26 protein-coding genes and 2 pseudogenes are annotated in these 26,479 nt (G+C 31.1%); 8 read left to right on the top strand and 20 right to left on the bottom strand.

Annotated features, from left to right (window positions below):
* Nucleotides 1–8: 8 nt before the first annotated feature.
* Both NST35_RS11770 and NST35_RS11775 read right to left on the bottom strand, forming a co-directional pair.
* Complete coding sequence (locus tag NST35_RS11770) at nucleotides 9–221, bottom strand: hypothetical protein (protein ID WP_002456823.1); 213 nt, start codon at nucleotides 219–221, stop codon at nucleotides 9–11.
* Nucleotides 222–838: 617 nt separating this feature from the next.
* Nucleotides 839–1,039, bottom strand: coding sequence for a sterile alpha motif-like domain-containing protein (locus tag NST35_RS11775; protein ID WP_001831332.1), 201 nt, complete (start codon nucleotides 1,037–1,039; stop codon nucleotides 839–841).
* 285 nt (nucleotides 1,040–1,324) lie between these two features.
* Between NST35_RS11775 and NST35_RS11780 the strand changes: the two genes are divergently transcribed.
* The 3 genes and pseudogenes from NST35_RS11780 to NST35_RS11790 all read left to right on the top strand — a co-directional run.
* Nucleotides 1,325–1,528, top strand: a complete 204-nt coding sequence (locus NST35_RS11780; protein ID WP_001831346.1) for a helix-turn-helix transcriptional regulator — start codon at nucleotides 1,325–1,327, stop codon at nucleotides 1,526–1,528.
* The gene (locus NST35_RS11785; RefSeq protein ID WP_002437234.1) at nucleotides 1,525–2,259 is read left to right on the top strand and encodes a DUF3169 family protein; all 735 of its coding nucleotides are present in this window, start codon (nucleotides 1,525–1,527) and stop codon (nucleotides 2,257–2,259) included. The genes NST35_RS11780 and NST35_RS11785 overlap by 4 nt, the downstream gene beginning before the upstream one ends.
* A gap of 27 nt (nucleotides 2,260–2,286) precedes the next feature.
* Nucleotides 2,287–2,511: pseudogene (locus NST35_RS11790) on the top strand (ATP-binding cassette domain-containing protein); the annotation flags it as partial.
* Here NST35_RS11790 and NST35_RS11795 read toward each other — a convergent pair.
* Nucleotides 2,506–2,724 (bottom strand): annotated as a pseudogene (locus NST35_RS11795) (YSIRK-type signal peptide-containing protein); the annotation flags it as partial. The pseudogenes NST35_RS11790 and NST35_RS11795 overlap by 6 nt on opposite strands.
* Nucleotides 2,725–4,127: 1,403 nt before the next feature.
* Between NST35_RS11795 and NST35_RS11800 the strand changes: the two are divergent.
* On the top strand, nucleotides 4,128–5,492 hold the full coding sequence (locus tag NST35_RS11800; RefSeq protein ID WP_001831773.1) for an MFS transporter: 1,365 nt from the start codon (nucleotides 4,128–4,130) through the stop codon (nucleotides 5,490–5,492).
* 61 nt (nucleotides 5,493–5,553) lie between these two features.
* On the opposite strand, the gene lepB is transcribed toward NST35_RS11800, so the two are convergent.
* From lepB to NST35_RS11815, 3 genes are all read right to left on the bottom strand, one after another.
* Nucleotides 5,554–6,132 (bottom strand): signal peptidase I, encoded by a 579-nt coding sequence (gene lepB, locus NST35_RS11805; protein WP_001831808.1) that lies wholly within the window; start codon nucleotides 6,130–6,132, stop codon nucleotides 5,554–5,556.
* A 65-nt stretch (nucleotides 6,133–6,197) separates the two neighbouring features.
* Entirely contained in the window at nucleotides 6,198–6,842 is a 645-nt protein-coding gene (locus tag NST35_RS11810) for a hypothetical protein (RefSeq protein ID WP_002486180.1), read from the bottom strand.
* A 15-nt stretch (nucleotides 6,843–6,857) separates the two neighbouring features.
* Complete coding sequence (locus NST35_RS11815) at nucleotides 6,858–7,238, bottom strand: LptM family lipoprotein (protein ID WP_001831755.1); 381 nt, start codon at nucleotides 7,236–7,238, stop codon at nucleotides 6,858–6,860.
* A gap of 293 nt (nucleotides 7,239–7,531) precedes the next feature.
* On the opposite strand from NST35_RS11815, the gene NST35_RS11820 reads away from it, so the two are divergent.
* From NST35_RS11820 to NST35_RS11830, 3 genes are read left to right on the top strand one after another with little or no spacing between them, the layout of a single operon-like run.
* Nucleotides 7,532–8,290, top strand: a complete 759-nt coding sequence (locus tag NST35_RS11820) for an ABC transporter ATP-binding protein (protein ID WP_001831790.1) — start codon at nucleotides 7,532–7,534, stop codon at nucleotides 8,288–8,290.
* Nucleotides 8,280–10,160 (top strand): FtsX-like permease family protein, encoded by a 1,881-nt coding sequence (locus NST35_RS11825; RefSeq protein ID WP_001832519.1) that lies wholly within the window; start codon nucleotides 8,280–8,282, stop codon nucleotides 10,158–10,160. The genes NST35_RS11820 and NST35_RS11825 overlap by 11 nt, the downstream gene beginning before the upstream one ends.
* Before the next feature lie 44 nt (nucleotides 10,161–10,204).
* Nucleotides 10,205–10,396, top strand: coding sequence for a VraH family peptide resistance protein (locus NST35_RS11830; RefSeq protein WP_001831751.1), 192 nt, complete (start codon nucleotides 10,205–10,207; stop codon nucleotides 10,394–10,396).
* Nucleotides 10,397–10,467: 71 nt separating this feature from the next.
* Here NST35_RS11830 and lip read toward each other — a convergent pair whose 3' ends face one another.
* From lip to NST35_RS11850, 4 genes are all read right to left on the bottom strand, one after another.
* A complete protein-coding gene (lip, locus tag NST35_RS11835) occupies nucleotides 10,468–12,513 on the bottom strand; it encodes a YSIRK-targeted triacylglycerol lipase (protein WP_002470516.1) in 2,046 nt (681 codons plus the stop codon).
* 997 nt (nucleotides 12,514–13,510) lie between these two features.
* Complete coding sequence (locus NST35_RS11840) at nucleotides 13,511–14,707, bottom strand: ABC transporter permease (RefSeq protein ID WP_001831769.1); 1,197 nt, start codon at nucleotides 14,705–14,707, stop codon at nucleotides 13,511–13,513.
* Nucleotides 14,700–15,386, bottom strand: coding sequence for an ABC transporter ATP-binding protein (locus tag NST35_RS11845; RefSeq protein WP_001831756.1), 687 nt, complete (start codon nucleotides 15,384–15,386; stop codon nucleotides 14,700–14,702). The genes NST35_RS11840 and NST35_RS11845 overlap by 8 nt, the downstream gene beginning before the upstream one ends.
* Complete coding sequence (locus tag NST35_RS11850; protein ID WP_001831820.1) at nucleotides 15,383–16,501, bottom strand: efflux RND transporter periplasmic adaptor subunit; 1,119 nt, start codon at nucleotides 16,499–16,501, stop codon at nucleotides 15,383–15,385. The genes NST35_RS11845 and NST35_RS11850 overlap by 4 nt, the downstream gene beginning before the upstream one ends.
* A gap of 237 nt (nucleotides 16,502–16,738) precedes the next feature.
* Between NST35_RS11850 and NST35_RS11855 the strand changes: the two genes are divergently transcribed.
* Nucleotides 16,739–17,368 carry a YIP1 family protein gene (locus NST35_RS11855; RefSeq protein ID WP_002486168.1) on the top strand — a complete coding sequence of 210 codons (630 nt, stop codon included), beginning with the start codon at nucleotides 16,739–16,741 and terminating at the stop codon, nucleotides 17,366–17,368.
* A 187-nt stretch (nucleotides 17,369–17,555) separates the two neighbouring features.
* Here NST35_RS11855 and NST35_RS11860 read toward each other — a convergent pair whose 3' ends face one another.
* From NST35_RS11860 to rpmH, 10 genes are all read right to left on the bottom strand, one after another.
* The gene (locus tag NST35_RS11860; RefSeq protein ID WP_002456812.1) at nucleotides 17,556–18,125 is read right to left on the bottom strand and encodes a helix-turn-helix transcriptional regulator; all 570 of its coding nucleotides are present in this window, start codon (nucleotides 18,123–18,125) and stop codon (nucleotides 17,556–17,558) included.
* 219 nt (nucleotides 18,126–18,344) lie between these two features.
* On the bottom strand, nucleotides 18,345–18,884 hold the full coding sequence (locus NST35_RS11865) for a TetR/AcrR family transcriptional regulator (RefSeq protein WP_001831797.1): 540 nt from the start codon (nucleotides 18,882–18,884) through the stop codon (nucleotides 18,345–18,347).
* Nucleotides 18,850–19,245, bottom strand: coding sequence for a DUF3147 family protein (locus NST35_RS11870; protein WP_001831775.1), 396 nt, complete (start codon nucleotides 19,243–19,245; stop codon nucleotides 18,850–18,852). The genes NST35_RS11865 and NST35_RS11870 overlap by 35 nt, the downstream gene beginning before the upstream one ends.
* Nucleotides 19,246–19,260: 15 nt before the next feature.
* Nucleotides 19,261–19,620 (bottom strand): DUF3147 family protein, encoded by a 360-nt coding sequence (locus tag NST35_RS11875; protein WP_001831810.1) that lies wholly within the window; start codon nucleotides 19,618–19,620, stop codon nucleotides 19,261–19,263.
* A 400-nt stretch (nucleotides 19,621–20,020) separates the two neighbouring features.
* Nucleotides 20,021–20,860: a nucleoid occlusion protein gene (noc, locus tag NST35_RS11880; protein WP_001831794.1), complete on the bottom strand. Its 840-nt coding sequence runs from the start codon at nucleotides 20,858–20,860 to the stop codon at nucleotides 20,021–20,023.
* Between the two features lie 43 nt (nucleotides 20,861–20,903).
* Nucleotides 20,904–21,623 (bottom strand): 16S rRNA (guanine(527)-N(7))-methyltransferase RsmG, encoded by a 720-nt coding sequence (gene rsmG / locus NST35_RS11885; RefSeq protein ID WP_001831748.1) that lies wholly within the window; start codon nucleotides 21,621–21,623, stop codon nucleotides 20,904–20,906.
* On the bottom strand, nucleotides 21,623–23,500 hold the full coding sequence (gene mnmG / locus NST35_RS11890; protein WP_001831818.1) for a tRNA uridine-5-carboxymethylaminomethyl(34) synthesis enzyme MnmG: 1,878 nt from the start codon (nucleotides 23,498–23,500) through the stop codon (nucleotides 21,623–21,625). Before mnmG ends, rsmG begins: the two co-directional genes overlap by 1 nt.
* 72 nt (nucleotides 23,501–23,572) lie before the next feature.
* Nucleotides 23,573–24,952, bottom strand: coding sequence for a tRNA uridine-5-carboxymethylaminomethyl(34) synthesis GTPase MnmE (gene mnmE, locus NST35_RS11895; RefSeq protein WP_340747312.1), 1,380 nt, complete (start codon nucleotides 24,950–24,952; stop codon nucleotides 23,573–23,575).
* Nucleotides 24,953–25,097: 145 nt separating this feature from the next.
* The gene (rnpA, locus tag NST35_RS11900; RefSeq protein ID WP_001832522.1) at nucleotides 25,098–25,445 is read right to left on the bottom strand and encodes a ribonuclease P protein component; all 348 of its coding nucleotides are present in this window, start codon (nucleotides 25,443–25,445) and stop codon (nucleotides 25,098–25,100) included.
* Nucleotides 25,446–25,603: 158 nt separating this feature from the next.
* Nucleotides 25,604–25,741 (bottom strand): 50S ribosomal protein L34, encoded by a 138-nt coding sequence (rpmH, locus tag NST35_RS11905; protein WP_000240855.1) that lies wholly within the window; start codon nucleotides 25,739–25,741, stop codon nucleotides 25,604–25,606.
* Nucleotides 25,742–26,479: the final 738 nt, after the last annotated feature.

The raw sequence follows: 26,479 nt of genomic DNA on the forward strand, positions 1-26,479 counted from the left end.
TCATCTCCTTAATATAACTTATACTTTTCTAAAAATGAGGGAAGAAGCAAACCTTCTTTTCTTATTGTCATTATATTTGGATATTCAAATCTATTATTTAAGAGTTTATCTCTTACCTTCATTGTATTTAAATGAGTATTACATACTTTAATTGCAGTAAACACATTCCACATTATATTACCAAATTTACATAGAAAAATTCCATTATGATCTATCATCATCAAATGCATCACTTTCTTTCTAAGCAATGATCAATTTTAATTTCATAATCACTCTCACTTCACTAAATATAGTTAATCCATTGTTGTAAAAAAAGAGGAAACCATAAAAGAAATACTCATGTCTATACAAACGGGGTAGTCTAACCGTCCCACTTAACACAAGTCATCTTTATAAGATTTCCTTAACATCTACTATTATATCTACGATGATTTACATTTCTAAATTTTATTATGCAATCAGTACTTACTTTCCTTTATATTTGTCACCCATGCTTCATAATAGAAGCAAGTAATCTAAACTTACCTTTCCTATCAATTCACTGGTAAAGTGTTTTTTAGAATCACCAAAATCATTGATAATAGATTAAGAAGCCATATTTAATCGTCTTGATGTCCCATAGACTTTTATGAATAAGTATAAAACAATCGCCATTGTTAAAAAACAGTTGAGACATATCATCTATTATTTTGATTATTTATTCAAAACACGAAATCATTGATTTATTTGCACTATTTTTCCGAAAATGAATCCTATCAACGTATATTTATAAAAATTACATTAAAAGATTTTGACTAAAACCCTGATTTATTCAACAACCTTTTAATATAGATGAAAGTTATTTATTTTGATACTGCTTAATCGCATCTTGTATCGTATCGTGTAAACTAGGTTCTTGTAACCAATGTTGGAACTTTTCCATAATTTCCCTTGGAGTCGTAATGTTTTCAGGAAAATTAATATCTTTCATACCTTCAAACAAATCTCCAAAATGACTTTTTTCACCTTCAAAATTCTTCATAAAACGATAAAAGCTCAATACCCTAACCTCCTATATTTTGCAACAATAGGTATATATTACCAAAATGAAGGCATTTACAAAATACATTTGTTTAAATTTAAGTAAAAAATTAATAGTTGAGGTCTTATTTATATGTTAAAAGTATTTCTTTTTTAAAAACTAATAAATTTTATTAAAACTTGTATTACTAAAAATCAATTTTATACAATCCCTAAAAAGTCTATTATTTTTGTCATTTTGACTAATATACTTGTCATAATGACAAATATATTATATAGTTTATATGTAAGGAAGTGATACAATTTGCGCAATAGACTTAAAGAATTACGAGCCCGTGATGGATATAACCAAACAGAGCTTGCTAAAAAAGCTGGAATATCACGACAAACGGTGTCTTTAATAGAACGCAACGATTTTACACCATCTATATTAACCGCAATAAAAATTGCAAGAATCTTTGGTGAACCTGTTGAAGATATCTTTATTATGGAGGAGGAAGACTTTTGAAAATAAAAAGGTATGCACTTCTATGTTTATTAGGAGGATTAGTTGGAGGCATCATCGGATACATCATAGGAGCTATTAACTGGGAGAAGTTATTTAATTATGCACAGTTCGCTAACTTTAAAGTTGTGCTTTATACAACCATCGTAGCATCATTAATAAATATTATACTTACTGTGTATTTATTTATAGTCCAAAATGCGTCACTTCACTATAAAGCTAAAATTGACGCAAATATTTCAGATGATTTAGCAGATACATATGAAAATAAATCATACATCAAATCATTGAAAGTAAGATTTATTTACACAATGCAATTAATTGTCGCTTTTATTGCAATTTTAATACCCGTCATAGGAAATGCATCTGAGAATCACATCGCTCTAATAATGATTCCTTTCATTATTACAATCATTTCATCCATAATGATTGGGATATTTTATAGAAAATTTGATGCTCGATACCCTAAATTAGGAGAGAAACGTTACACTGAAAAAGCATTTAATATTATGGACGAAGGAGAGCGATACATCACACTCGTTTCCTCGTATAAAGTGCACCAGCAGAATATTGTATTACTTTTTATAGGAATTATGACCCTGGGGATATTCTCAATAACTACAGGCATGAATCAATCACTAGGCATAATTTTGTTTATCATTTTATTTATCTATAATTCATTGGGATATTTACTGAAAGTCAGTAATTTTTATAAATCAGAACAGAAATCCTAAAACTAATTTAAAGAAAAGGAGTAAATTATGGAAAACTTATTAGAAGTTCAGCAACTCAATAAATCATATAAGAATTCAGAATTCCAGCTTACTGACATCACATTCTCTGTTAAACCTGGCGAGGTAGTGGGTTTAATTGGGAAAAATGGTTCAGGTAAGTCTACCCTCATTAATACACTTGTAGGAAATAGACATAAAGATAATGGTTCACTGAAATTCTTCGATAAAGAGGTGACAGAGAACGACTTCAAAATCACGACTACCTTTCTGTTCTTCTTTTGAAGCTGATTCTAATTGATTGTCTTCAGCCGCTTTAGCCTCATTGTCTGCGGCACCAAACATTAACGTAGCACCCACGAGTATTGAAGCTGTACCTACTGTGAACTTCCTAATCGAGTACTTGTTTACCTTGTTGGATAGAAAATCCACTCTCTTGTTAATTGGTTCTTGTCTTCTCTTTTTCATACTATACCTCCAGTTAAAATAAATATTTTACAAGGAAATAATTTGAATATTTACTTGTAAATTGCATTTACATTTTTATGTAAATACTTTATAAGCATAATTTATCCAATAAAGCAAAACAATACTTTTTAAAAAATAAATTAATATAATAATATAAATTACCCCAATTATTTTTATAATTACTTTTAATTCCTTTCATTTTTCGGCTTTTATTTCTATAAATAAAATTTAAAGATGCTTTATTATAAAAGTATAAAAGCATTTAACTTTTAGGAGTAAAAATGCTCTATAATGGAGGTTAGAAACTAATAATCTTTGCTACTAATTCTAAATTAGCAGTACAAAACAGATGAAAAATTAAATAATTATTTATTTCTATAAAAACTTTAAAAGAATGATGATTTAATAATAAAATTATGTAATTTATTTTTATAGATATCTTAAAAACTTTACATTTTCTATAGAATTTTCGTTGGTAAGAGAGTTAAAACAAGGTTTTTACAAACATCTTGCAAAATAAATTGAACCACCACATATTTAAATTAATCTTTATCAAATTTCGATACAGTCTTAACTATAAATTTTTAATATTTACCAAATGTATTCATAAATAAAGCTTAAATTATAGGATTGTTTGGAAATATGAATCATAGAGAAGACTATTAGCTGTAAGTGCTAGAAACCTCAAAATAGTGATAGTCAATTTTATACAAAAACTCTATCTAATTTTTCAAACCCAAAGATAAAGCGATTGAGCTAAATGATTTTTCTTTCACAACTCTCCTGTAGAAAATCTTTAAGTTAAGAAATTTTTGAAATTATCTAATACGTTTAAAATGATATCTAGTCAATCTCTTGAAGAAGATCCTAAGAAATTTGAGGAATTCGAGTGATAAAATTTGTTTCAATTGAGAGGATATTCTATATATTTATTCATTTTAAAAATAAAACTTTCTCAAACACCAAATATTTTCTAAACTATTACAAAAATCTAATTGCTTTTCATTCATTAAATAATACAACAAATTATATTTAATCAAAAGAATTTTCTAATTAGATTATTTGAAATTATAAAAAAATATACAACCTTTAACTTTAATAATAAATTAAACGTAATTTATCATACAATCTATATCTCCAACATTTAAAACTGTTGATAGCAAATAAACAGCTATGATTGTCACACAATTCTGTAAATTATACACATATAATCCAGCTGCTGTGGATAATTACACCCTAACTTAAAACGTTGCTATAACAACTTTTCTATTTTTTACCTATCTAGTTATCCACAAATCACTTCTCATCTTTAAAAACATTAATAATTTTTTAATCTTAATTTTATATTGAATTAATGACCTTGGATTACGATTGAAAAGAAAATGAAAATAAGGGATGAAAATATGGATTTCGTTAAATCAAAAACTGACTTATTTAGACTCATAGACAATGAAGCGCAAACATCGACATCTAAGATGGTTTTATTCTTAATATTAGGAACTATATTTTTAGATGCATATGATATTACTATTTTAGGTACAATGACTGATCAACTCACTCAACAGTTTCACTTATCACCATCAACGCTATCTATAGTAATGACCTCTTTACCTATTGGTGCATTATTTGGTGCATTACTTGGTGGTACATTAGCACATCAGTTTGGACGCAAGCGTATTTTATCAATTGCCTTACTAACACTCACTGTAACCTCTCTTGGTGCGGCACTCGCACCAAATGTAATTATTCTAATAATATGTCGTTGTATAATGGGGTTTGCTATTGGAATGGATAGTCCAGTTGCTTTCACTTTTATTGCGGAAATAAGTAATTTAAAGCACAAAGGAAGAAATGTTAACTATTGGCAAGTCGTTTGGTATGTTGCAATAGTTACTTCTGCTTTAGTGGTCACTGCGTTCTTTATGCTAGGGGCTGGTGCACATTTGTGGAGATATGCAGTTGGATTTGGTGCACTTATTGCTTTTGTCTTGTACATCTTGCGAATTAAATATTTACACGAAAGTCCGACATGGGTGATTAATCATTATTCTTTAGAAAAAGCAACTGAATTTATAAGAAAATATTATCATAAAGACATCCACCTAGAGGGAACGCTTGAAGATGATTTAAATTCTGATGTGACTTCGCCACATAATTCTTGGACAGACTTATTTAAACCGAGATATATAAAAAGAATTATCCTGGCGACTGCGATTTCAACATTACAAGGTATGCAGTACTATGGTGTCGGTTTATACATACCTATTATTGCAACTTATCTTATTAGTAAGGATAAAATAGGTGTATTATTAGGTACTGCTATAGTCAATATAGCAGGTATTCTAGGCGCATATTTAGGTGCTCAATTGACTTATAAATTAGGTACACGCAAGCTTACAATGATAGGCTTCACACTTGTATTACTTTCAATGGTATGTGTAGGACTCTTTTATCATCATCTACCAATGCTTCTTAACACTTTCCTTATTGGATTATTTTTATTTGGCCATTCAGGAGGTCCTGGTACTCAAGGAAAAACAATTGGTGCCTTATCATTTCCGACTCATTTACGTTCACAAGCTACTGGCTTTGTAGAATCTGTAAGTCGTACTGGTAGTATCATAGGTACTTTTGTCTTTCCAATCATTCTTGCTGCAGTAGGTCTAACGAATACTATGTTAATCTTGTCCATTGTCCCTTTACTCGGAATTATCATAACAGTATCTATAAAATGGGAAGCTGTCGGTAAGCATATTGAAGTAGAATAAGCATTAAAAAACCCCTTAGTACGTATGTCATTGAAAATATGCACTAAGGGGTTTTATTTAATTAGTTAGGAAATGTTCCAGGATTAAAACTACCGCCCCACCGATTAAATGGCCAGTATCTCAAAACTACTTTTCCAACAACTTGATTTTTATCTAAAAGACCTACTTCATCCATGCGACTGTCAATACTGTTTTGACGATTATCACCTAAAACCAAGTATTTACCACTAGGAATTTTCATATTGCCATTCGTACCCTTAAGATCTCTAGACTTAAAGTTTTCCGTTAGATATTCTCCAACTTTATGTTTTTTATTTTCACTTAAATAAGGCTCATCTACTTTTTTACCGTTTAAATATAGTTGATCTTTTTTATATTCTACTGAATCACCTGGTTTACCAATAAGTCGCTTAATATAATCTTGCTTCGCGTTAGCATGAAAAATCACTACATCTCCTGTATCAATATGATCAAGCGTTTTTGCTATACGACTTACTATCACTTTTTCTCGATTTTCAAATGTTGGATGCATAGATGCTCCTTTGACTGTATAAGAAGCAAATAAAAACTTTTGCACAAGTGTGACGATAACAATTGCAACGATTATGGCTACAATCCATTCTATTATTTCTTTCTTCATTATTATGGCTCCCTTGATATGTTTTTATGTCATTTATCACTGAGCTTACATGGGCTCATAAAAGATTACTGAACAACACCATTTTTAACTTTAATGTGTTTTCCTTTTTCAATTTTGTCATATTGTTTTTTAGGTACAACAACGACACGCTTTCCTTGTTTAGTCTTTACAGTAACAGTATAAAGTTTCTCATGAGGCTTCATTTGTTGTTTCAACATATTAAACTGAGCATCTACACTGTTTTTCTTTTCATGTTGATTTAAAAACGAATGTGCAAAAATATAATAGAATAACCAATTATTATAATAAGTTGTAGCAATATATTGAGATGAATATGGTGCACTTGAATCATAAGGTCTTTGAGACGGCATTAAAGAACGAGATTGTGCTTTTTGGCTTGATACACTCTGTTGTCCTTTATTTTTGGTTGCTGTTACACGACTTGATTTTGTTGCTTGTTGGGCAGCACGCTGACTAGATTGTTGTGCATTGCGATACGCATTTATTGCACTAGAACGACTCATACTTGTACTTGAAGAAGTTGAACCTCTAGATGCAGAAGCTGCACTGCTACTTGAACTAGAACTTGCCGAACTGGAACTACTCGTTCCTCCTGACGTTGTTGCATGAGAATATGTACTGACAATACTTAAAGAAGACGTGAGAAGTACCATTATTACGCAACTTGTTTTAAATAATAGCTGTTTCATTTTGTCACCTTTCTTTTACTTCGTAACTTCATCTTTCGAAACGGCTTTGCCTTCAACATCATCATCACCATAAATCATATATGGTGGTCGATATACATGAATTTTCTTCCCATCCTTTACAATATATGGTTTTTTATTACCATCACCTAGTATATGTTCATACACGTGATCTAAATCAGCTTTTTCTATATGTGATTTACCTTTTTTATCTTTATATTTAATCTCAACATTTGGCGTTTCAGAATCTCCATCATTTAATATTTCATAATAAACATAATCATATTTATCAGATTTTTGACTTTCCTTAGATGGCTCTTTTTGTTTTCCAGAACCTCCACATGCACTTAAAGTAACAGTTATGGTAAGTATACTTATGATCATAAATACTTTTTTCATATTAATACTCCTTTTCTCCATTCATAAATTCATAATAAATTATAACAAACAATTTTTAAATTATTATTAATGATTAACTAAAACCTTATTTTTAAAAATTCAGTTTAAATTAAGCGCCATGGATAATCCGGAAAATTAAACCAAAAGCATTCACTTATATTTATTTTGATAAATTATAAAACAAGTATCTTTCAAACATGTAAGTTTCATGTCTATAAATGTAAGTTTAGATAAAGGCAAGGATATCCCAACCATCCTACAATTTAAATATAGATAACTAAAGGAGTGAGAGGATGGCTATTTTAACAGCAAATCAATTATCAAAAGTATATGGTCACAAACAAAAATATCGAGCTTTAAATAATATAAGTTTTTCAGTTGAAAAAGGGGAATTTGTAGCTGTCATGGGTCCTTCTGGATCAGGTAAAACGACTTTACTCAATGTGTTAAGTTCAATAGATACTATTTCAGGAGGAACTGTAGAAGTTGAAGGTAAAGAAATTAATAAACTGAGCCACAAAGAAGTGGCAAATTTTCGAAAACAACATCTCGGTTTTATTTTTCAAGATTATAGCGTTTTACCCACATTAACAGTAAAAGAAAATATTATGCTACCACTCTCAGTACAAAAATTCCATAAATATGAAATGGAACAAAATTATAAAGAAGTGGCTGAGGCATTAGGTATTTATAACCTGGGAAATAAATATCCAAGTGAAATTTCTGGCGGTCAGCAACAACGTACGGCGGCAGCCCGGGCATTCGTCCATAAACCAACAATTATTTTCGCAGATGAACCTACTGGCGCATTAGATTCTAAAAGTGCTCAAGATTTGTTACACCGTCTAGAAGATATGAATAAACAATTTAATTCAACCATTATGATGGTGACACATGATCCTTCAGCCGCTAGTTACGCTGAGAGAGTCATTATGTTGAAAGACGGTGATATACACTCAGAAATCTACCAGGGTAACGATTCAAAACAAACATTTTACCAAGAAATTATGAAACTTCAAACCGCATTAGGTGGTGTCAGTCATGACATTTAACCAACTTATCCTTAAAAATTTAAGAAAAAATATTAAGCATTATGGAATGTTTCTATTTTCATTATTGATTAGCATTATACTTTATTTTAGTTTCTCAACTTTAAAATATTCACATAGTATTAATAACTCAGATTCTTCAACTATTATTAAAAATGGTGCCACAATTGGTGCCACAATTCTTTTTATCATTATTGTTGTTTTCTTAATGTATGCAAATCATTTATTTATTAAAAGGCGTACAAAAGAGTTTGCCTTATACCAACTGATAGGTTTAACACGTGGAAATATTCTAAGAATGCTCAATATAGAACAACTAGTATTTTTTATTGTAACAGGAATTTTAGGCACTTTAATTGGTATTTTTGGTTCAAAACTTTTACTTGTTATCGCTTCTAAATTAATGAAGTTAAACACACATATCTCTATTGGCTTTGAACCCCAAGCTATACTTATTACTATCGTAATGTTAGCTGTCGCTTTTTTATTGATAATGATACAAAATTACATTTTCTTAAAAAAACACAGCATTTTAGCTTTGATGAAAGACAATTATACCCCGGAAGCTACCCAAAAACGGATAACTACGTTTGAAGCAATCGGCGGCATTTTAGGAATTATAATGATAGTATTTGGATATTATATGTCTACTGAAATGTTTGGTGTTTTTAAAGCCTTAACAACTGCTTTGATTACACCTTTTAGCATACTTTTTTTAACTATTGTTGGTGCTTTCTTATTCTTTAGAAGTTCTGTATCACTTATTTTTAAAACACTAAAACATATTAAACATGGTCGTGTAAATATCACAGACGTTGTCTTTACATCATCTATCATGCACAGAATGAAGAAAAATGCGATGTCTCTCACAGTTATTGCTATCATTTCAGCTTTCACGGTTAGTATTCTTTGCTTCGCGGCAATTACACAATCTAATACTAATACAACTTTAGAAATGACCTCTCCAGATGATTTTAATATAAGCCAGAATAAAATAGCTGCGCAATTTAAACATAAACTAGATCAAGGAAATTTAAAATATCATCAGCGGACTTATGAAGTAATCAATCCAAAAACATTAAGCGACCACGTCATGAAGAGTAAAAATGGTTCTGATATGTCTACTAATACAACATCACTAATGATGAACTCACATCTCAAAGGTCATGAAGCTAAAATAACGAATATACAATCATCAACAGGATTAATAGATATTCATTTAAATCATAAGATTACAGTTAAAGGAAAATCTAAACAATCTATTATCGTTAAAGACAAAGATAACTCTAAAATATATCCATCCCAATTATCATTTGGAGCTCCTATAGTTGAGGTGAGTCCGGAGGTATATAACACATTAAAAACTGACAATATTGTTAATAAGATGTACGGTTTTAATTTCAACACTCACAAAGATGTGAAAAAAGCAGAAAAAATTGCCTCAAAAGTTAATCGTAATATTGTATCGCACGATGAATATAAGAAATTTATAAACCAAAGCAATGGCATACTTATCTTTGTAACATCATTCTTAGGAATAGCATTTTTAATGGCTGCTGGTTGTATTATTTACATTAAACAAATGGATGAAACTGAGGATGAACTTGATAACTTTAAGATATTACGTCGTATAGGATTTACCTACACTGATATGTCTAAAGGTTTACTATTAAAAATTGCATTTAATTTTGGATTACCGCTTCTTATTGCTTTATTACATGCATTATTTGCAGCACTTGCATTTATGAAACTTCTAGGAAATGTCTCAATGTCACCTATATTCATAGTAATGATTATATATACAATTGTTTATTTCATTTTTGCTATGATTTCATTTATACACTCGAGTCGTATGATTAAGCATTCTATTTAGTAACTCAATTCACAAAATTATTTTAATAAAGGACGGTTTTTATTATGAAATTCAAAGAATTAATCAAACAATCATATGAGGATTTAAAAAACTTAACAATTAATTGGTTTAACGTACTCAGTTTAACTGTAATCATATTTATTTTAAGTAACATTGTCACACCGCTTATTGGTATACCTGTGGGTTTACTCGGTGGTGCATATATCCTAAAGAGACGTGAAGAGAAAAATAAATAACCATAATACAAAAGCCCTCAACATAGAGGTCAGTGTGACCTCCCTATTGAGGGCTTCCTTACACTATAAATTTATTTATTTGTAATACCGTCTGCTTCTTCGATTCTCATGATATTATCCATAATACCTAGATAGAATTGACCTAATTCTCTACCTGTATGTGTTAAATCAAATGCATCCATACCTACTAAATCTAAATGGTCCCAATCATGTTGAACGGGTCTCACTTGCCAAACACCTTTATCAGTAGCTGGTGTATGATCATCAACTTTTTTAAAGGCTTGATTAGAAGGATGTTGTGATGATATAACTGGAACTACACCATCATTCGGTCTAATTTCTTTGTTTGCATCTTTACCAATAATACGGCTGGTTAAGTTCAACAAAAGAATTTCACTAGAATTAGGTAATTCATTACCAAGAGGTCCTGTGTGAGTCGCTGACCCTGTATAAGTAGTGTAGACAATATTAGGATTTAGACTTGTTTGTTGATTAATTTTTTCAGCACCTTGCGTTGTCAGATCATTAACAGCTTGATCTTCAGTATTCCAAATCTTACTTTTGGATACACGTTCCGCGTAATCAATGTAGCTTTCATTTGGTTGTTGTTTTAATCCCCATTGAGAAAAACCTAAATCTATATCTACATCTTTACCACCACTTAATCTACCAATACGATTAATCGTTTCTTTTACAAGTTTACGTGTGCCAATTTTATCTGCAGCAGGTGTACCATTATGTGGTGTGCCAAGTGTAGTAATTGAAGCAACCATATTATCTTTACCACCTGTAAATAAATCGGATATAGTACCCCCATGTTGACGTTGATATTCTATTTCTTCTTGGTTACCATTTCTTAAGAATTCTTCCATTTGACGAATGGTTTGACCACCCATACTGTGACCTATAAAATGAATTTTTTTGCCAGGTTCCCAATCACGCATGATGCCCTTGTATGTTCGACCATAGCGATGATGACCATATTTAGCTGCATGCGCTGCACCGTAATCAACACGTCCTCCTTTGACATAGTAATACAATTCTACTGCGCGATCATAGTTACTACTAAAAGCACCAATATTTGCCTCATGTACATTGTATCCCTCATTAGTTAAATTTCTGTCAATATTGTATTTTGTACCACCCCAATATTTTGGAGCTAAACTAAATTGATTATCACCTGCAAAGCCTAGGAAACCATGGACAAATACTACTGGATATTGGTTTTTGAACTGTGCTTGATGTGTAGACTGATGATTTTGATTAGCATTTGCTGATTGCTTTTGCGTCTCCCTTGTTGTACTTCTATTAGATTGTTCTTTTGTAGCTACTTGTTGATGATTTTTTTGTGATGTTGATGTATCATTTTTAGGCTCTTGAGTATGTTTTTCAACATTTTGAGTGTCATTAGCTTTTTTAGAATCAACTTTAGTTGTCTGTTCATTTTCAGTTGTTTGAATTTGACGTTTTGTTGTTTTTTCTTGAGGGAGTTGTTTAGAACTATCTTGTTTTGTTTTTGATTGTGTTTGATATGTAGAATCATTAGACGGCTTTTGTAATTTCACTAATGGTTGGTCGATTTCTTCTGAGTAGCTGTCTTTTGTTCCTGTTGATTGATTATGACTGTTAGAACTCTGGATATGTTGATTGCTCGTCTTTGAAGTTTGACCTTCATCTTTTATGTCATTATTTTCTCTCTCATTTGATTGAGTAGCTACGTCTTGTTGATTTACATTTTTAGACGGTTGGACGTCTTGTTTTACTGAGCTACCTTCTTCTTTTTTTGGCTGATTAGCTGTCTCATCACTTTTCAGTTGTGCACTTTCAGCTACAGAATGTTGGTTGTTTTGATTTGTTTTAGATTGATCAATTGTTTGTACTTGTTGACTATCAGCATTACCTTGTTTTGAAGCTTTTAACGTTTCTTCTACCTTATCATTTTTTAATTGTTGTGTTGTTTGCGAGTCTTCTGGGTGTGCATCCGCATGTTGCACTGAAGTTTCAGCTGCTTGAGCTTGTTGCCCTCCGATGAAAATTGTTGCACCTGTAATAATTGATACTACTCCCACTGCGTATTTTCTAATGCTAAATCTTTTTATTCTATTATTATTTGTCAAAGAAATCACCTCTATAAGATTTTTCCCTTATAAAGAATGAAAAAATAACTGCTAAATTCAAAATAACATAAAAGTTATTAATTTTTTTAACTAATTTGGTTAAATTTTTGTTAACTTTTTAGTTTTTAAAACATTTTATTGATTCTATTACAGCATTTAAAATAATCTAATACATTATTTTCGATTATATTTATCTATTTTATCGCATTAATCACAATTAAAATTGATAAAATAATCTTATTTATTAATAACAATTCAAGTATCATTAAATGAAAAAAGTAGCATGCGAAACATTTTTAATAACTAATCTTACTTTTTGAGTTGAGTCTACTCAATGTTTAAAGTTATATATCATCTCAAATTTTCAAATTACCTTTCTATATTTCGCTCGATAGACAATACTCTTGTATATCCTGCAATAATGAGTTTTTACCTTACAAAATCAAAACCACCCGTACAAACGGATGGTTTACTTTGCATCTATAATTTTTCTATTGATCAACCACTATTCGTGCGCTGATAGTAAGCTAACTACATTAACCTTTTTATTTTTCCTGCAAATAGTTATAAATACTCTTCTGTAAAAATTTAATCTACATCAATATTTTCTAATAATTAATTACGCATATAATGTTGAATCACTTTATATTTCCATATCCATATTTTAAATTCATATTATAAATTAATTAAAGATCGTGATAATTTTAGTTAATACATATACTGCTTTTTATATTTTTTATTCAATTCATGAAAAATTTTTTTACATTCTTCAACTGATTGATAGATAGTCAGAAATAAGTATTCACATATATATTAACCCCCTCTATTTGTAACAGTGAGGGGGTATAGGTGATAAAGGCTAATAACTACTATGCTTTCAAATTATCGCGTGTACTTAACCATTGAGTATATAATGCAACAATATAAACACTAATAGCTGTGTTAACAAGAATTTCGACCATATAGTACCTTACGATAAATCATTCTATGCTATAGATTATTTAATAATATCAATTAATTCTTTTTTAGAAGCTGAACGTGCAGGTATCCAACCGAAAATGATGCCTATCAATGTTGATACACCTACAGCTAGGATGACGGAACCTAGACTGACGGAACTCTTAACCATTTCAGGTGTCACGAGATCAATCAATGTAGCAATAATAATACCTAGAATTAATCCGATGATACCACCTATGAGACATAACACAACACTTTCTACTAAGAATTGTATTTCAATATCTCGACCTTTAGCGCCAAATGCACGACGAATTGCAATCTCTTCTGTTCGTTCAGTGACTGAAATATACATGACATTCATCACACCAATACCTGCAATAAAGAGTGATATTCCCGCAACAGCTGCGACAAAGTAAGTAATCGTGTCTAAGACTGAACCTATCGTTTTCATCACCGCTTCATTATCTTCATAACTATATTGACCTTCAGATACGCCAGTTCCTTTTTTATTCAACACTTTTTCGACCTTTTTACCTACGTCTTTCTTATCTGAACCTTTTTCAACTGTAACTAATAATTGAGGCATACCTTGTGTCAAATTGCCCATATATTTATTAAATGTTTTTGAAGGTATTTGAATTAATGACTCAATAGGCATCCCACTTTCATCGACTTCTGAGCTTTCAGAGACGCCTACGACTTTAAACCCTTCTCCATTTATATAAATAGATTGACCCATTGCCTGATTATTGAATACTTTTTTAGCAATTTTTTTATCTATAACGGCTACTTTTTCTAGCACTTCATTATCATCATTCGTAAATCCTTTTCCTTCATCTACATCTGTCAGTTTATCAACCTTTTTTAAACTAGCATCACTACTGCCATGTGTATTCGTAATTTTGACTGAATATGTGCTATCCTTATCCTCTTTTACTTTAGCACTCTTAACACCATTAACCTGTTCAACAACACTCATATCCTCTTGCTTAAATGGATTATTTTTAGGCGCTTCCATATTTTCTGTCATGTAAGAAATTGAAGCTTGATTTTTACCAGCACCAGCATCATTGAATTGCTCAGTCGTTGACTTCTTAAAACCGTTCCCCAACGACATGATAGTAATTACTGATGCGATACCAATAATTATTCCAATCATCGTAAAGATATTACGTCGTTTGTTTTTTAAAATGGAACGAATAGCAACTGATATGACATTTGAAAAGTTATTCACGTGTCAACACCTCTTCCTCTTGCACACGCCCATCCAAAATATGGATAATACGATCAGCTTTTTCCGCCACTTCACGATCATGCGTTACCATAATAATAGTTGTATTCTGTTCTTTGTTCAGTTTTACGAAAAGCTCCATAATATCTTGAGATGTCTTCGAATCAAGAGCGCCAGTAGGTTCATCGGCAATAATAAACTTAGGGTCATTAATAATTGCCCGGGCAATAGCTACACGTTGTTGCTGCCCTCCTGACAATTTATTTGGTAAGAGATTCTCTTTACCTTTTAGACCGACGTCATGAAGTCCGTCTAAAACTTTGCTTTTTCTCGCTTTATTACTCAAACCATTATAAATTAGCGGAATACTTACATTTTCTAAAATAGTGTTATTTTGAATCAATTTAAAATTCTGAAAGACGAAACCTACAGTATGATTTCGAATTTCTGCGAGCTTATTATCTGAGCTTTTTTGATAATTCTCATTGTTAAAAAAGTATTCTCCTTCATATCCACGATCAATAAATCCCAAGATATTAATTAACGTACTTTTACCTGAACCAGACGGACCCATGATAGCAATAAATTCACCTTCATCAATATGAATATCTATGTCTTTCAAAATATGATTTGATTCATTTCCATTTTTAAAGTGTCGATTGATTTTTCTCAATTCAATCATGATGACACCTCTACTTTTTCTCCATCATTTAAATTACCTTTTGGACTTTTAAGGACTTTATCGCCAGATTTCAATCCTTTTTTCACAATGATTTCACCATTATTACGTTCAATTTTAATTTCACGTTTGTGAACTTTATTATTTTTATCAACGACAAATACGTTATTATCTTTTGTTAACACGTTATTTGGTAGCTTTTTAGTTTTAAGAGGGATTTTAGCATCCATAGAGAAGCCTGATCTCACGGGTATATCTAAATCACCAATGATAACTTTATATTTTGATGTTTCGCCACTTTTACCACCTGTTGGCTGATTAATTGTAGGATTAGATGTCGTCATTTCAGTTCCTTCTTCACTATCACCTTGTGCCCCTGCTTGTGCCGATGATGCTGTACTATCGTCACTTGTATCATAGCTTGTAGGAAGTTCATCTATTTTAAGAATTTTTCCTTTTCCTTTTTTACCTGTGCTATTTACAGTGACATTTACTTCATCGCCTTCTTTAATTTTATTAATATCAAACTCTGTAATAGTTGCGTTAATTTGAGGATTTGAAGAAATTAATTGCAAAATAGGTTGCCCTTCGCCTACATCTGAATCATTTTTAATGTTAATTTTACCATCAAATGATGCATTCATGCTGTCATTGAGTTGTCTGTCATATTGTGACAATGACTGCTGAGCTTCATTTAAAGCACTTTGATCTTGAGTCAATTTAACTTGTAATTGATGATTGTTAGGACTTTGATTTACTTTTTGATAATCATCATTAACTTGAGATTGTGCTTGATTCACTTTGTTCAATAGTTGTTGGCGTTTATTCCCATTTGTATCATAATTGATGATACGTTCACCTTGTTTAACTGTTTGACCATCTTGTACTGAAACACTTAAGAAGTTACCCACAGATTGATTATTGTTATAAGTTTTCACAGATTCTGGAGACGCTTTGCCTTCTAAACTAATAGGTGTTTCTTTTCTTACTGTATATGTATCGTAAGCATTACTATCTTTACTACCTGAACCATTAACTTGTTTTAATATAAAAGCAGCAATGATTAATACGACAATAATTACAATACCAATGATGCTCCACAATAGTTTCTTATTCATATATATTCTCCTTGTGTAATAGATTCACAAGGAAATGATAACACATTTGTAAAATTATTAATCTTTTATATGTAAAAAAATTACTAAATCTTATAATTTTTAATATATTATCAATCATTTTACCTTTAAATTAGTATTAGTAACTATATTTAATTAAATTTAAGGATTTTGCATTTTATATTATGTAATAAAATGTTACCATCAAACTAACCTTAATAAGTAAAGGAGATATATTACATGAGTACACAGGAATTAAAAGAAAATGATATTCAAAACTCAAGTATTCCATTTGTTAATCATTTTAACAAACTAAGACATCAGCCAAAATGGATACTTAAATCAATCATAGTGATAGTATTAGCTATTATTAGCGCTTTCATCACATATAATACTAGTAATGAACTATTAGATAACCAATCGATAGCTAATAACCAAATGGATGAAAATATGTTACGTATGTCTACAACTATAGGCGCTTTCATAGGAACAATCTTTAGTGTTGTTGTAGTATTTTTAATCTTTCTAATTATTTCTAAAATATTTAAATCTGACGCCAAAGCGAGCAGTTTATTCTCAGCAGCACTCTCTTATTCAATCATTATTTTAGGATTTACAACTATTATTTCTTTAATTCAAATAGTTTTTGGACTAAAGATAACAGACTATAAGCTTGATAGCTTAAACATTTTTTCAAAGGATAATAAAACACTCATGGCTTTCAGTTTAACTAATCTTTTAAAAGCCTTTTTAACAGGTGTTGTTTATTACTCAACTAGTCGTTTATCTAAAAAAGCATCTGTGATATTAGGAATCGTTGCACTCATCATATTAATAGGATCAGGTATGATAAGTGGAATGAATAGCTAAACGCTGCTATTAAGTGCAATAAAAACTATGTAGGGAATATTTATGAAAACAATAATCATAATTTTGTATTATGTGTTGTTTCATATTTCCCATTATTATTATGAGTGGACAAAGCAATAAATAATCATTCTTAGAGTAGACTGGGTGTCAAATTCAATAGGCATCCAGTCTATTCTCTTTTTGATTTTTATAAAAAATAATCAGTTAAAATGATACTTAAGTAACTTATACCGATGATCACACCAACAAAGAAAATAAAAGAAATTGAGGATGTCCATATATCTCTAAACTTACTTTTTTGCACCTCTTTAGGATCTTTACCATTAATAAATGCTAATATCCTGTCGTATGTTTCAATATCATTTTTTATTTTAATTTTTTCTAATTTTGTAGAAGCAATGATACCTATTAAAAATACTAAATATGTTATTCCTATTCCTAACCAATGAAAGTAATGAATCATAGGACCTATGAGAACACTTCCTAATACCATTGTAATTATCATCATCCATGTCCAAAAGTCTAATTCTTTTTTAATATTTTTGATTTGCACGTTTTTCAAATCATCCTCCACTAGTTCGTCTAGAGATACCTTGAAGAGTTGACACATAATAAGTAAATTATGAATATCCGGATAACTTTTATCATTTTCCCAATTTGAAATAGTTTGTCTTGAAACAAACATTTTCTCAGCCAAAAATTCTTGTGAATACCCATCTCTTTCTCTAAATTTTTTGATTTGATTGCTAACATTCATTGCTTTAAACTCCTTAATTATGATTTGAAATCATTTAATATTATTATTAAATCAAATCAGGTTTTCTCTATAAAAGCTATCAAATAGTTTTTGCGATGTCACCTTTATCATTGTCAAAATGCTTTGACATAGTATGGTTAAAGGTTTTAATAGACTGACCTTAGGCTAACCTGTTACATGAAAAACAAAAAACGCTCCTCGAAAGGAGCGTTTTTCATATCAATGATATATACGTAAAACTTGATTCAACATCTTTTTAATGTAATTTTTATCCAGAGTTTCAGGTTTAATTAATATATTAAAATAGATGGGTGAGAAGATTAAATCAATAAACAAATCTTGTTCTTCCTCTTGTATGTGCTTACGAACAATCTCTTTTAAAACTTTGCGATTATGATTAAAGTAATTAGTCATAAAAGTTTCTCTAGCTTCCATTTGTTGATGACTAATTAATATTTCAATCACAGCACTACCTAGTTTTGTTTTATAGATATCTTTTATTTTCACTAAAAACTGGAATAAATCATCATATAAATTATCTTGATTATGAATCACAATATATTGAGATTGTTCAATAAACGCGGACATGATAATTGAAGATTTATCCTTCCAACGTCTATAAATAGTTGCTTTAGAAATACCAGTATTCTCAGAAATTTGATCTATAGTAATATCTCTAAAATGAGTCGTTTCCAATAAACGTTGAATCTCAGTATAAATTTTTTTATTGATTGTTGGATCTTTTGGTCTTCCAGCCATGTTTATCCCTTCTTTTATGTGCTATGAATTCCACAATTTCAAAAATAATCAATGCACTTACAAACCAAGCTACAAAACCACCAATAATACTCAATAGCCACATATGTGTAGCTTGTAGTAATCCCCAGGTTGCTAGTATACTACATAAAACTCCTATCATACCGAAGACTGCGCCTCTGCTCACATGCATAGCTACCTCATTGCCAAATTGCATACCAGTAATACACATTGAAACTAAAAACACTGCGGGAAAGGTTGCAAATATACCTCCAAATTCCTTCCATGGAAGCACGACAGAAACAATATAACTAATTAAAACAGCTAAACCACCAACTGAAAATTTAATAATTGCTAACTTCATTTTTAATCCTCCAATTTAAATATGTCTGACTAAGAAAATCGCAACAGAAATCACAAACCAACAAAGAATTGCAAATACTGTTCCACTTCTATAATTTTTCTTACCAATAAAAATTGAAGTAAAGAACACAGTTACAATACATGAGACAATCCCAACAATTGCTCCTGTACTTAAATGAATTGACATTTGAATAAGTTGCTGTCCTTTATGGTCTATAGCTAACGCTATAATAGCTGCAAGGTAGACTGCCGGCATTGTGGCAATAATGCCACCTAATTTTCCTCCTACTTTATCAGCCATAATTGATGCAAGTGCAACAGCAAATCCTCCGATAACGAAATGTAGTATAGCACTAGAAATTGATATACCAAACACAATAACCCTTCTCATCCATATTTATTAAACGAAACGTATCGTTTACTTTTAGTTTATAGCGTAAATCAATTGTTGTAAATATATTGTTTAAATCACCTAATTTTCTAAATAATGATAATTTTTGTTTCACGTAAAACATTTTAAAGTCACTTTTTCATCATTTAAAATATTATACGTTTATCTAATATAACCGCTCTTTCATTGAGTGACGCAATACAAGTTTTCTTTGCTATGGTTAAGATGTTATTAGGTACATTTAATATGATTATTAATGTTGATATTTGCTATTTGGATATTTTATTGCACAGAATTTTTTACCGTTATACTATTAAAGATAATGCACTGTAATACGATAAAAAGAGCCTAATACATCATCAAAATATGTACCAGACTCTTATAATTATTTCTTATATATCTTTATTTTAATTTCATAATAATCTTCATGTTCTTTATCTTTTTGTTCAACGCGTATACCTGATTTTTCTATCGTTTCAATACTCTTACCTAGTTCTTCTTTTGCTTGTGTTACATCTTGAGAAAATTGGAAAGTCTGCGCTTTTACTTTCTCTGGTCCAGTTTTCTGACGTACTCTATCCTCAGTTTGTTTCACATTCAACTTCTGACTAATAACTTGCTCGATTAATTCTTCTTGTGTTTCATCAGGTAATACTAATACCGCTCGTGCATGTCTTTCTGTAATCTTACCTTCACGTAATCTCTTAATCACATTGGGTGCTAACTTCAATAATCTAAGTTTATTAGCAATGAAGCTTTGGCTCTTGCCTAGACTTTTTGCTAATTCATTTTGAGTCGTTCCCCCGATTTCAAGTAACTTTTTATAAGCTTCCGCTTCTTCGACGACAGATAAGTTTTCACGTTGAATATTTTCAATCAATGCAACTACCGCTGTTTCTTCATCATCCATATCTCGAACAATGACATCTACTTGAGGTTTATGCAACGACTGTAATGCTCGAAATCGTCGTTCGCCGGCTATAATTTCGAACATATCTTCTTCAATTGGACGTACAACTATAGGCTGTAATAATCCATGCTCTTCAATAGACTCTGCTAATTCTTTAATCTTATTTGGCTCAAATACTTGTCTAGGTTGATAACGATTGGGTACGATACGTTCAATATGAATGGATTCTACATTATTATTACGTTCTTCTTCAGTATAACCAATGATGTCATCTTTATTTTTTAAACCAAATAATTTTGAAAAAGGTTTCTTCATTATCCATTCTCTCCCTCTCAATTATTTATCATACTATGATGTCTTAACTTTCAACTAGTGGAGATTTGTTTGGCGTACCTGGTTTTCTTGGGTATTTTTTTGATGTCTGTCTACGTTTATCAATAATAATCATTTGTCGCTCACCGGCATTTTCAGGTAATTCAAAAGTATGAGTCTCTTTCACATTACCACCTAAAATGTTAATAGCAAACGTCGCTTCTTGCAATTCTTCTTCACCTTTTGATGATTTAAGTGCAAGGAACTGTCCACCTTTTTTTACTAAAGGTAAGCACAACTCACTTAAGACAGTCAATCTCGCTACTGCACGAGCTGTAACAATATCATAAGACTCCCTGTAGACACCCTTGCCATATATTTCTGCTCGATCATGCACAAAACTAACATCTTCAAGACCTAGTTCTGCAGCTAAATGATTTAGAAATTGTATTCTTTTATTTAGAGAATCTACAATCGTTACTTTCAATTCAGGGTATACTATCTTTAAAGGTATACTTGGAAAACCTGCACCAGCACCGATATCACAAAGACTTAATTGACCGTTAAAATCATAATAGAAACTAGGCGCTATTGAATCATAGAAATGTTTTAAATAAACATCATGTTCATCAGTAATACTTGTCAAATTCATTTTTTTGTTCCATTCAACAAGTAATTTATAATATTTTTGAAATTGCTCTTTTTGCGTATTAGATAGTTCTATGCCTTGCTCGCTTAATTTCTCTGATAACCATTCAATACTCATTATTGTTTCACCCTTTGAAGTTTACCTTGTTCTAAATAAACAAGTAGAATTGAGATATCTGCTGGATTCACACCTGAAATTCGTGAAGCCTGTGCAATATTTAATGGTTTAACTTCAGCTAACTTTTCGCGTGCTTCAGATGCTAAACTATCTACCTTGCTATAATCTAAATCCTCAGGAATTTTTTTCGCTTCCATTCTTTTAACTTTTTCTACTTGTTGTAAAGATTTATTGATATAACCTTCATATTTTGTTTGAATTTCAACTTGTTCCTCAACCGCTTCAGGAAGTTGATGTGATTCTTCTAAGATTTCTAAAATTGTTTCGTAGTTCATTTCCGGACGACGTAATAAATCAATCGCTAATATGCCATCTTTTAATCTTGAACCACCCTTAGCTTCAATAATTGCTTGCGTATGTTCATTTGGTTTAATACGTACATCGGTAAGTCGTTGTATTTCATCTTTGATTTGTTGACGTTTTTCATTAAATCTTGCATAGCGTTCTTCTGATATTAAACCTAATTCATACCCCATATCAGTAAGACGTAAATCAGCATTATCATGACGTAGTAATAATCGATATTCCGCACGTGAAGTTAATAATCGATACGGTTCATTTGTACCCTTAGTGACTAAATCATCTATAAGTACACCAATATATGCGTCTGAACGGCTGAGTATTTTTTCACCTGTACCTAAAACATTACCAGCAGCGTTAATACCTGCCATGATTCCTTGTCCCGCTGCTTCTTCATATCCTGATGTTCCATTAATCTGACCTGCAGTATACAAGTTTTTGATCGCTTTTGTTTCTAACGTTGGCCATAATTGAGTAGGCACGATTGCATCATATTCAATAGCATAACCCGCACGCATCATATCTGCTTTTTCAAGACCTGGAATGGTTTCTAACATTTGACGTTGAACATGTTCAGGTAAACTAGTAGATAATCCTTGCACGTATACCTCATTCGTATTACGTCCTTCAGGTTCTAAGAAAAGTTGATGTCTTGGTTTATCGTTAAAGCGGACAAATTTATCCTCAATTGATGGACAATATCTAGGACCTGTACCTTTAATCATACCGGAATACATAGCAGATAAATGTAAGTTATCATCAATGACTTGATGTGTATCTCCATTTGTATAAGTTAACCAACAAGGTAATTGATCTAAAATAAATTCGGTTGTTTCAAAACTAAACGCTCGACCTATATCATCACCTGGTTGGATTTCAGTTTTAGAATAATCGATGGTTCTCGCATTTACACGTGGTGGTGTACCCGTTTTAAATCTAACGATATCAAATCCTAATTTTCTTAAATTATCTGCTAGAGTTACAGATGGTAATTGATGGTTAGGGCCACTAGAATATTTTAAGTTTCCTAGTATAATTTCTCCACGTAAGAATGTACCTGTTGTAATAATGACAGCTTTAGAACGATATTCTGTACCAATATTAGTACGAACACCTTTAACTTCATTATCTTCTATAATGAGTTCATCAACCATACCTTGCATGATGTCTAAATTATCCTCATTCTCAAGTACACGCTTCATTTCTTGTTGATATAATACTTTATCTGCTTGAGCACGTAAAGCTCTAACAGCTGGACCTTTACCTGTATTAAGCATACGCATTTGAATGTGAGTTTTATCAATAGTTTTTGCCATTTGTCCACCTAAAGCGTCTATTTCACGTACAACGATTCCTTTCGCAGGACCACCTACAGATGGATTACATGGCATGAAAGCAATATTATCTAAATTAATTGTTAACATCAGCGTTTTAGCACCCCGACGAGCTGAAGCTAAACCTGCTTCAATACCGGCGTGACCAGCACCAATGACTACTACATCATATTCTTGAACCACTCTTTTACCTCCCAAAAGTCATAAAATCTTGAATTTTAGACGTCTTACCGTCTTGTTTATATTTTTATATCATTATTTTCCTAAACAAAATTGACTAAATAGTTGATCTATTAATTCATCACTCGCTGATTCTCCAATAATTTCTCCTAGAATTTCCCAAGTACGTGTTAAATCAATCTGTACCATATCCATTGGGATACCAGACTCAGCAGCATCAATCGCATCTTGAATTGATTGTCTCGCTTGTTTCAACAATGAAATGTGACGTGAATTAGATACATAAGTCATATCTTGATTTTGTACTTCGCCACCAAAGAATAAATCTTTAATTTGTATTTCTAATTCATCAATACCTTCTTGTTTAAGCATCGATGTTTGTATAAGTGGCATATCACCAATCATCTCTCTTAGTTCGCTAACATCTAATCGCTGTTCTAAATCTGTTTTATTAATGATTACAATAACATCCTCATTTTTAATGACTTCGAATAAAGTTTGATCATCTTCCGTCAGAGGTTCATTGTTATTAAGCACAAATAAAATTAAATCTGCTTCACTTAGAGCTTTCCTAGAACGTTCTACACCAATCTTCTCTACGATATCTTCAGTATCCCTAATACCCGCAGTATCTACAAGTCGTAACGGGACACCTCTAACATTGACATATTCTTCTAACACGTCTCTTGTTGTACCAGCGACCTCAGTCACAATTGCTTTATTATCTTGAATAAGGTTATTTAGCATCGAAGACTTCCCAACATTAGGACGTCCTACAATAACTGTAGATAACCCTTCTCTCATTATTTTACCTTGTGCTCCTGTTTCAAGTAACTGATTGATTTCTTCTTTAATACGCTTAGACTGTTCTAGTAAGAAGTCCGTCGTTGCGTCTTCTACATCATCATACTCTGGATAATCAATGTTAACTTCAACTTGGGCGAGTATCTCTAATATGGATTGACGTTGTTTCTTGATTAAGTCACTTAAACGTCCTTCTATTTGATTCATCGCAACCTTAGAAGCTCGATCAGTTTTGGAACGTATAAAATCCATAACCGCTTCTGCTTGAGATAAATCTATACGACCATTTAAAAATGCACGTTTTGTATATTCACCTGGTTCTGCCATACGTGCACCATAAGTCATAGTTAACTCTAATATACGATTAATTGTTAAAATACCACCATGGCAATTTATCTCAATAATATCTTCTCGTGTGAAAGTTTTAGGGGCACGTAATACAGACACCATGACTTCTTCAACTGTTTCATCTGTTTCTGGATCAATAATATGACCGTAATTTATTGTATGCGTCTCAACTTCAGATAACTTTTTCTTTCCTTTATATAAGATATCTCCGATTTCAATAGCTTGTGGCCCAGATAATCTCACAATTCCAATAGCACCTTCACCCATCGGTGTTGAAATACTTGTAATCGTATCAAAATCCATAAGAGTCTCGCCTCCTTATTAATGTAAAAATTCATTATAACATTGTAAATTGTTTCTTTAAAAAAAGCTAATAAACTGTTCAACATTCATATGTAAGGCTTCGGTATGTGTGACGTTAGACTACGGTTCGTCTAAATCCCCTACCCTACTTAATCTTTTTATTAAACACTTTTGCAATTTTAAGCACATGCTCTAAACTGCTTTGAATCTCCAGTGTATTCATATCTTTTGCTGGTTGCCTCGCAATAACTATAATATCTTTAGCGATAATATTTTGCTTATGCACTTTAAAATTCTCTCTTATCGCTCTTTTAATTCTATTTCTTGTAACAGCGTTGCCCAGTTTTTTTGAGACACTTATTCCTAAGCGAAAATGTTTTAAATCTCTATTTTTATAGGTATAGACAACAAATTGTCTATTTGCAACAGACTTCCCATTCTTGTATATCGCTTGAAAGTCTGAATTTCTCTTAATACGATATGCTTTTTCCATTAAACATCACTCGCTTATTCTAATCTATTCATTTTAATAGTAACAATTATCTATTAACAAAACATACGTATATATTATTTTGAAAATGATATCAGAACAATACTTAAATATCATTTTATTATTTAAACAAAAAAAAGACCACTGATGATTCAGTGATCTTATGCAGATAAAACTTTACGGCCTTTACGACGACGACGCGCTAAAACTTTGCGGCCATTTTTAGTGCTCATGCGTTTTCTGAAACCATGAACTTTACTATGTTTACGTTTATTTGGTTGATAAGTACGTTTTACCATGCAAAACACCTCCATCTGAATTCAATTACCAATATTTCCAACTTCCTACCTAGAAATTGGTTCATATAAATAGATAAATTAACGAAGTATATGTTAGCTTCAATTACTAACATACTTCATCTGAGCAATTGCTCTCTTATTGTGTCTGCTATTAAGAAATTTGTTCTATAGCTTATTATTATCTAGTCATAATTCAAGCAACTACTACAATATAACAAAATACCTTTTATAAAGCAAGATGAATTTACGAATATAACGATTGAAAATGACTTGTTGTGATTTAATATAAGCAATTTTTTTCTTCACCAATTTTAATAATAAATTGTCATATACATAGTTCATGCAATCCATATAAATTATTTCCCAAAGTAAAAAAGAAGGAATTGTGACGCTTATTTGAAGTTATCCACTTATACACATAATTTCTCGCAAAAATTGTGGATAACACATGCGCTATACACACAGTTATTCAAAATTTAACAACATATTCACAGCCATTTGACATCACTTGGAGTTAAAAAGTATAATTATGTGGCTAAGTCGTTCAAATTATGATTTTATAAGGATTTATTTATTAAATTTATATACATAAATGGTGTGCATAAATCATAGTTATGTTTAAGTTATCCACTGATTGTGATTAACTTGTGGATAATTATTAACATGCTGTGATTATTTTTATCCACCTATGTTATTTCTGTGTATAAGTCTAAAATTTTAAGAAAGATGGAGTTATTT

It is taken from the genome of Staphylococcus sp. FSL W8-0304, from assembly GCF_038006565.1.
Lineage (GTDB): Bacteria > Bacillota > Bacilli > Staphylococcales > Staphylococcaceae > Staphylococcus > Staphylococcus epidermidis.

Bases quoted from the DNA above. Each gene is read 5' to 3' on its own strand.
- NST35_RS11770 (WP_002456823.1), bottom strand. From the start codon at position 221: ATGATGATAGATCATAATGGAATTTTTCTATGTAAATTTGGTAATATA.
- NST35_RS11800 (WP_001831773.1), top strand. From the start codon at position 4,128: ATGGATTTCGTTAAATCAAAAACTGACTTATTTAGACTCATAGACAAT.
- lepB (WP_001831808.1), bottom strand. From the start codon at position 6,132: ATGAAGAAAGAAATAATAGAATGGATTGTAGCCATAATCGTTGCAATT.
- NST35_RS11810 (WP_002486180.1), bottom strand. From the start codon at position 6,842: ATGAAACAGCTATTATTTAAAACAAGTTGCGTAATAATGGTACTTCTC.
- NST35_RS11815 (WP_001831755.1), bottom strand. From the start codon at position 7,238: ATGAAAAAAGTATTTATGATCATAAGTATACTTACCATAACTGTTACT.
- NST35_RS11820 (WP_001831790.1), top strand. From the start codon at position 7,532: ATGGCTATTTTAACAGCAAATCAATTATCAAAAGTATATGGTCACAAA.
- NST35_RS11825 (WP_001832519.1), top strand. From the start codon at position 8,280: ATGACATTTAACCAACTTATCCTTAAAAATTTAAGAAAAAATATTAAG.
- NST35_RS11830 (WP_001831751.1), top strand. From the start codon at position 10,205: ATGAAATTCAAAGAATTAATCAAACAATCATATGAGGATTTAAAAAAC.
- NST35_RS11845 (WP_001831756.1), bottom strand. From the start codon at position 15,386: ATGATTGAATTGAGAAAAATCAATCGACACTTTAAAAATGGAAATGAA.
- NST35_RS11850 (WP_001831820.1), bottom strand. From the start codon at position 16,501: ATGAATAAGAAACTATTGTGGAGCATCATTGGTATTGTAATTATTGTC.
- NST35_RS11855 (WP_002486168.1), top strand. From the start codon at position 16,739: ATGAGTACACAGGAATTAAAAGAAAATGATATTCAAAACTCAAGTATT.
- NST35_RS11860 (WP_002456812.1), bottom strand. From the start codon at position 18,125: ATGAATGTTAGCAATCAAATCAAAAAATTTAGAGAAAGAGATGGGTAT.
- NST35_RS11865 (WP_001831797.1), bottom strand. From the start codon at position 18,884: ATGGCTGGAAGACCAAAAGATCCAACAATCAATAAAAAAATTTATACT.
- NST35_RS11870 (WP_001831775.1), bottom strand. From the start codon at position 19,245: ATGAAGTTAGCAATTATTAAATTTTCAGTTGGTGGTTTAGCTGTTTTA.
- noc (WP_001831794.1), bottom strand. From the start codon at position 20,860: ATGAAGAAACCTTTTTCAAAATTATTTGGTTTAAAAAATAAAGATGAC.
- rsmG (WP_001831748.1), bottom strand. From the start codon at position 21,623: ATGAGTATTGAATGGTTATCAGAGAAATTAAGCGAGCAAGGCATAGAA.
- mnmE (WP_340747312.1), bottom strand. From the start codon at position 24,952: ATGGATTTTGATACGATTACAAGTATTTCAACACCGATGGGTGAAGGT.
- rnpA (WP_001832522.1), bottom strand. From the start codon at position 25,445: ATGGAAAAAGCATATCGTATTAAGAGAAATTCAGACTTTCAAGCGATA.
- rpmH (WP_000240855.1), bottom strand. From the start codon at position 25,741: ATGGTAAAACGTACTTATCAACCAAATAAACGTAAACATAGTAAAGTT.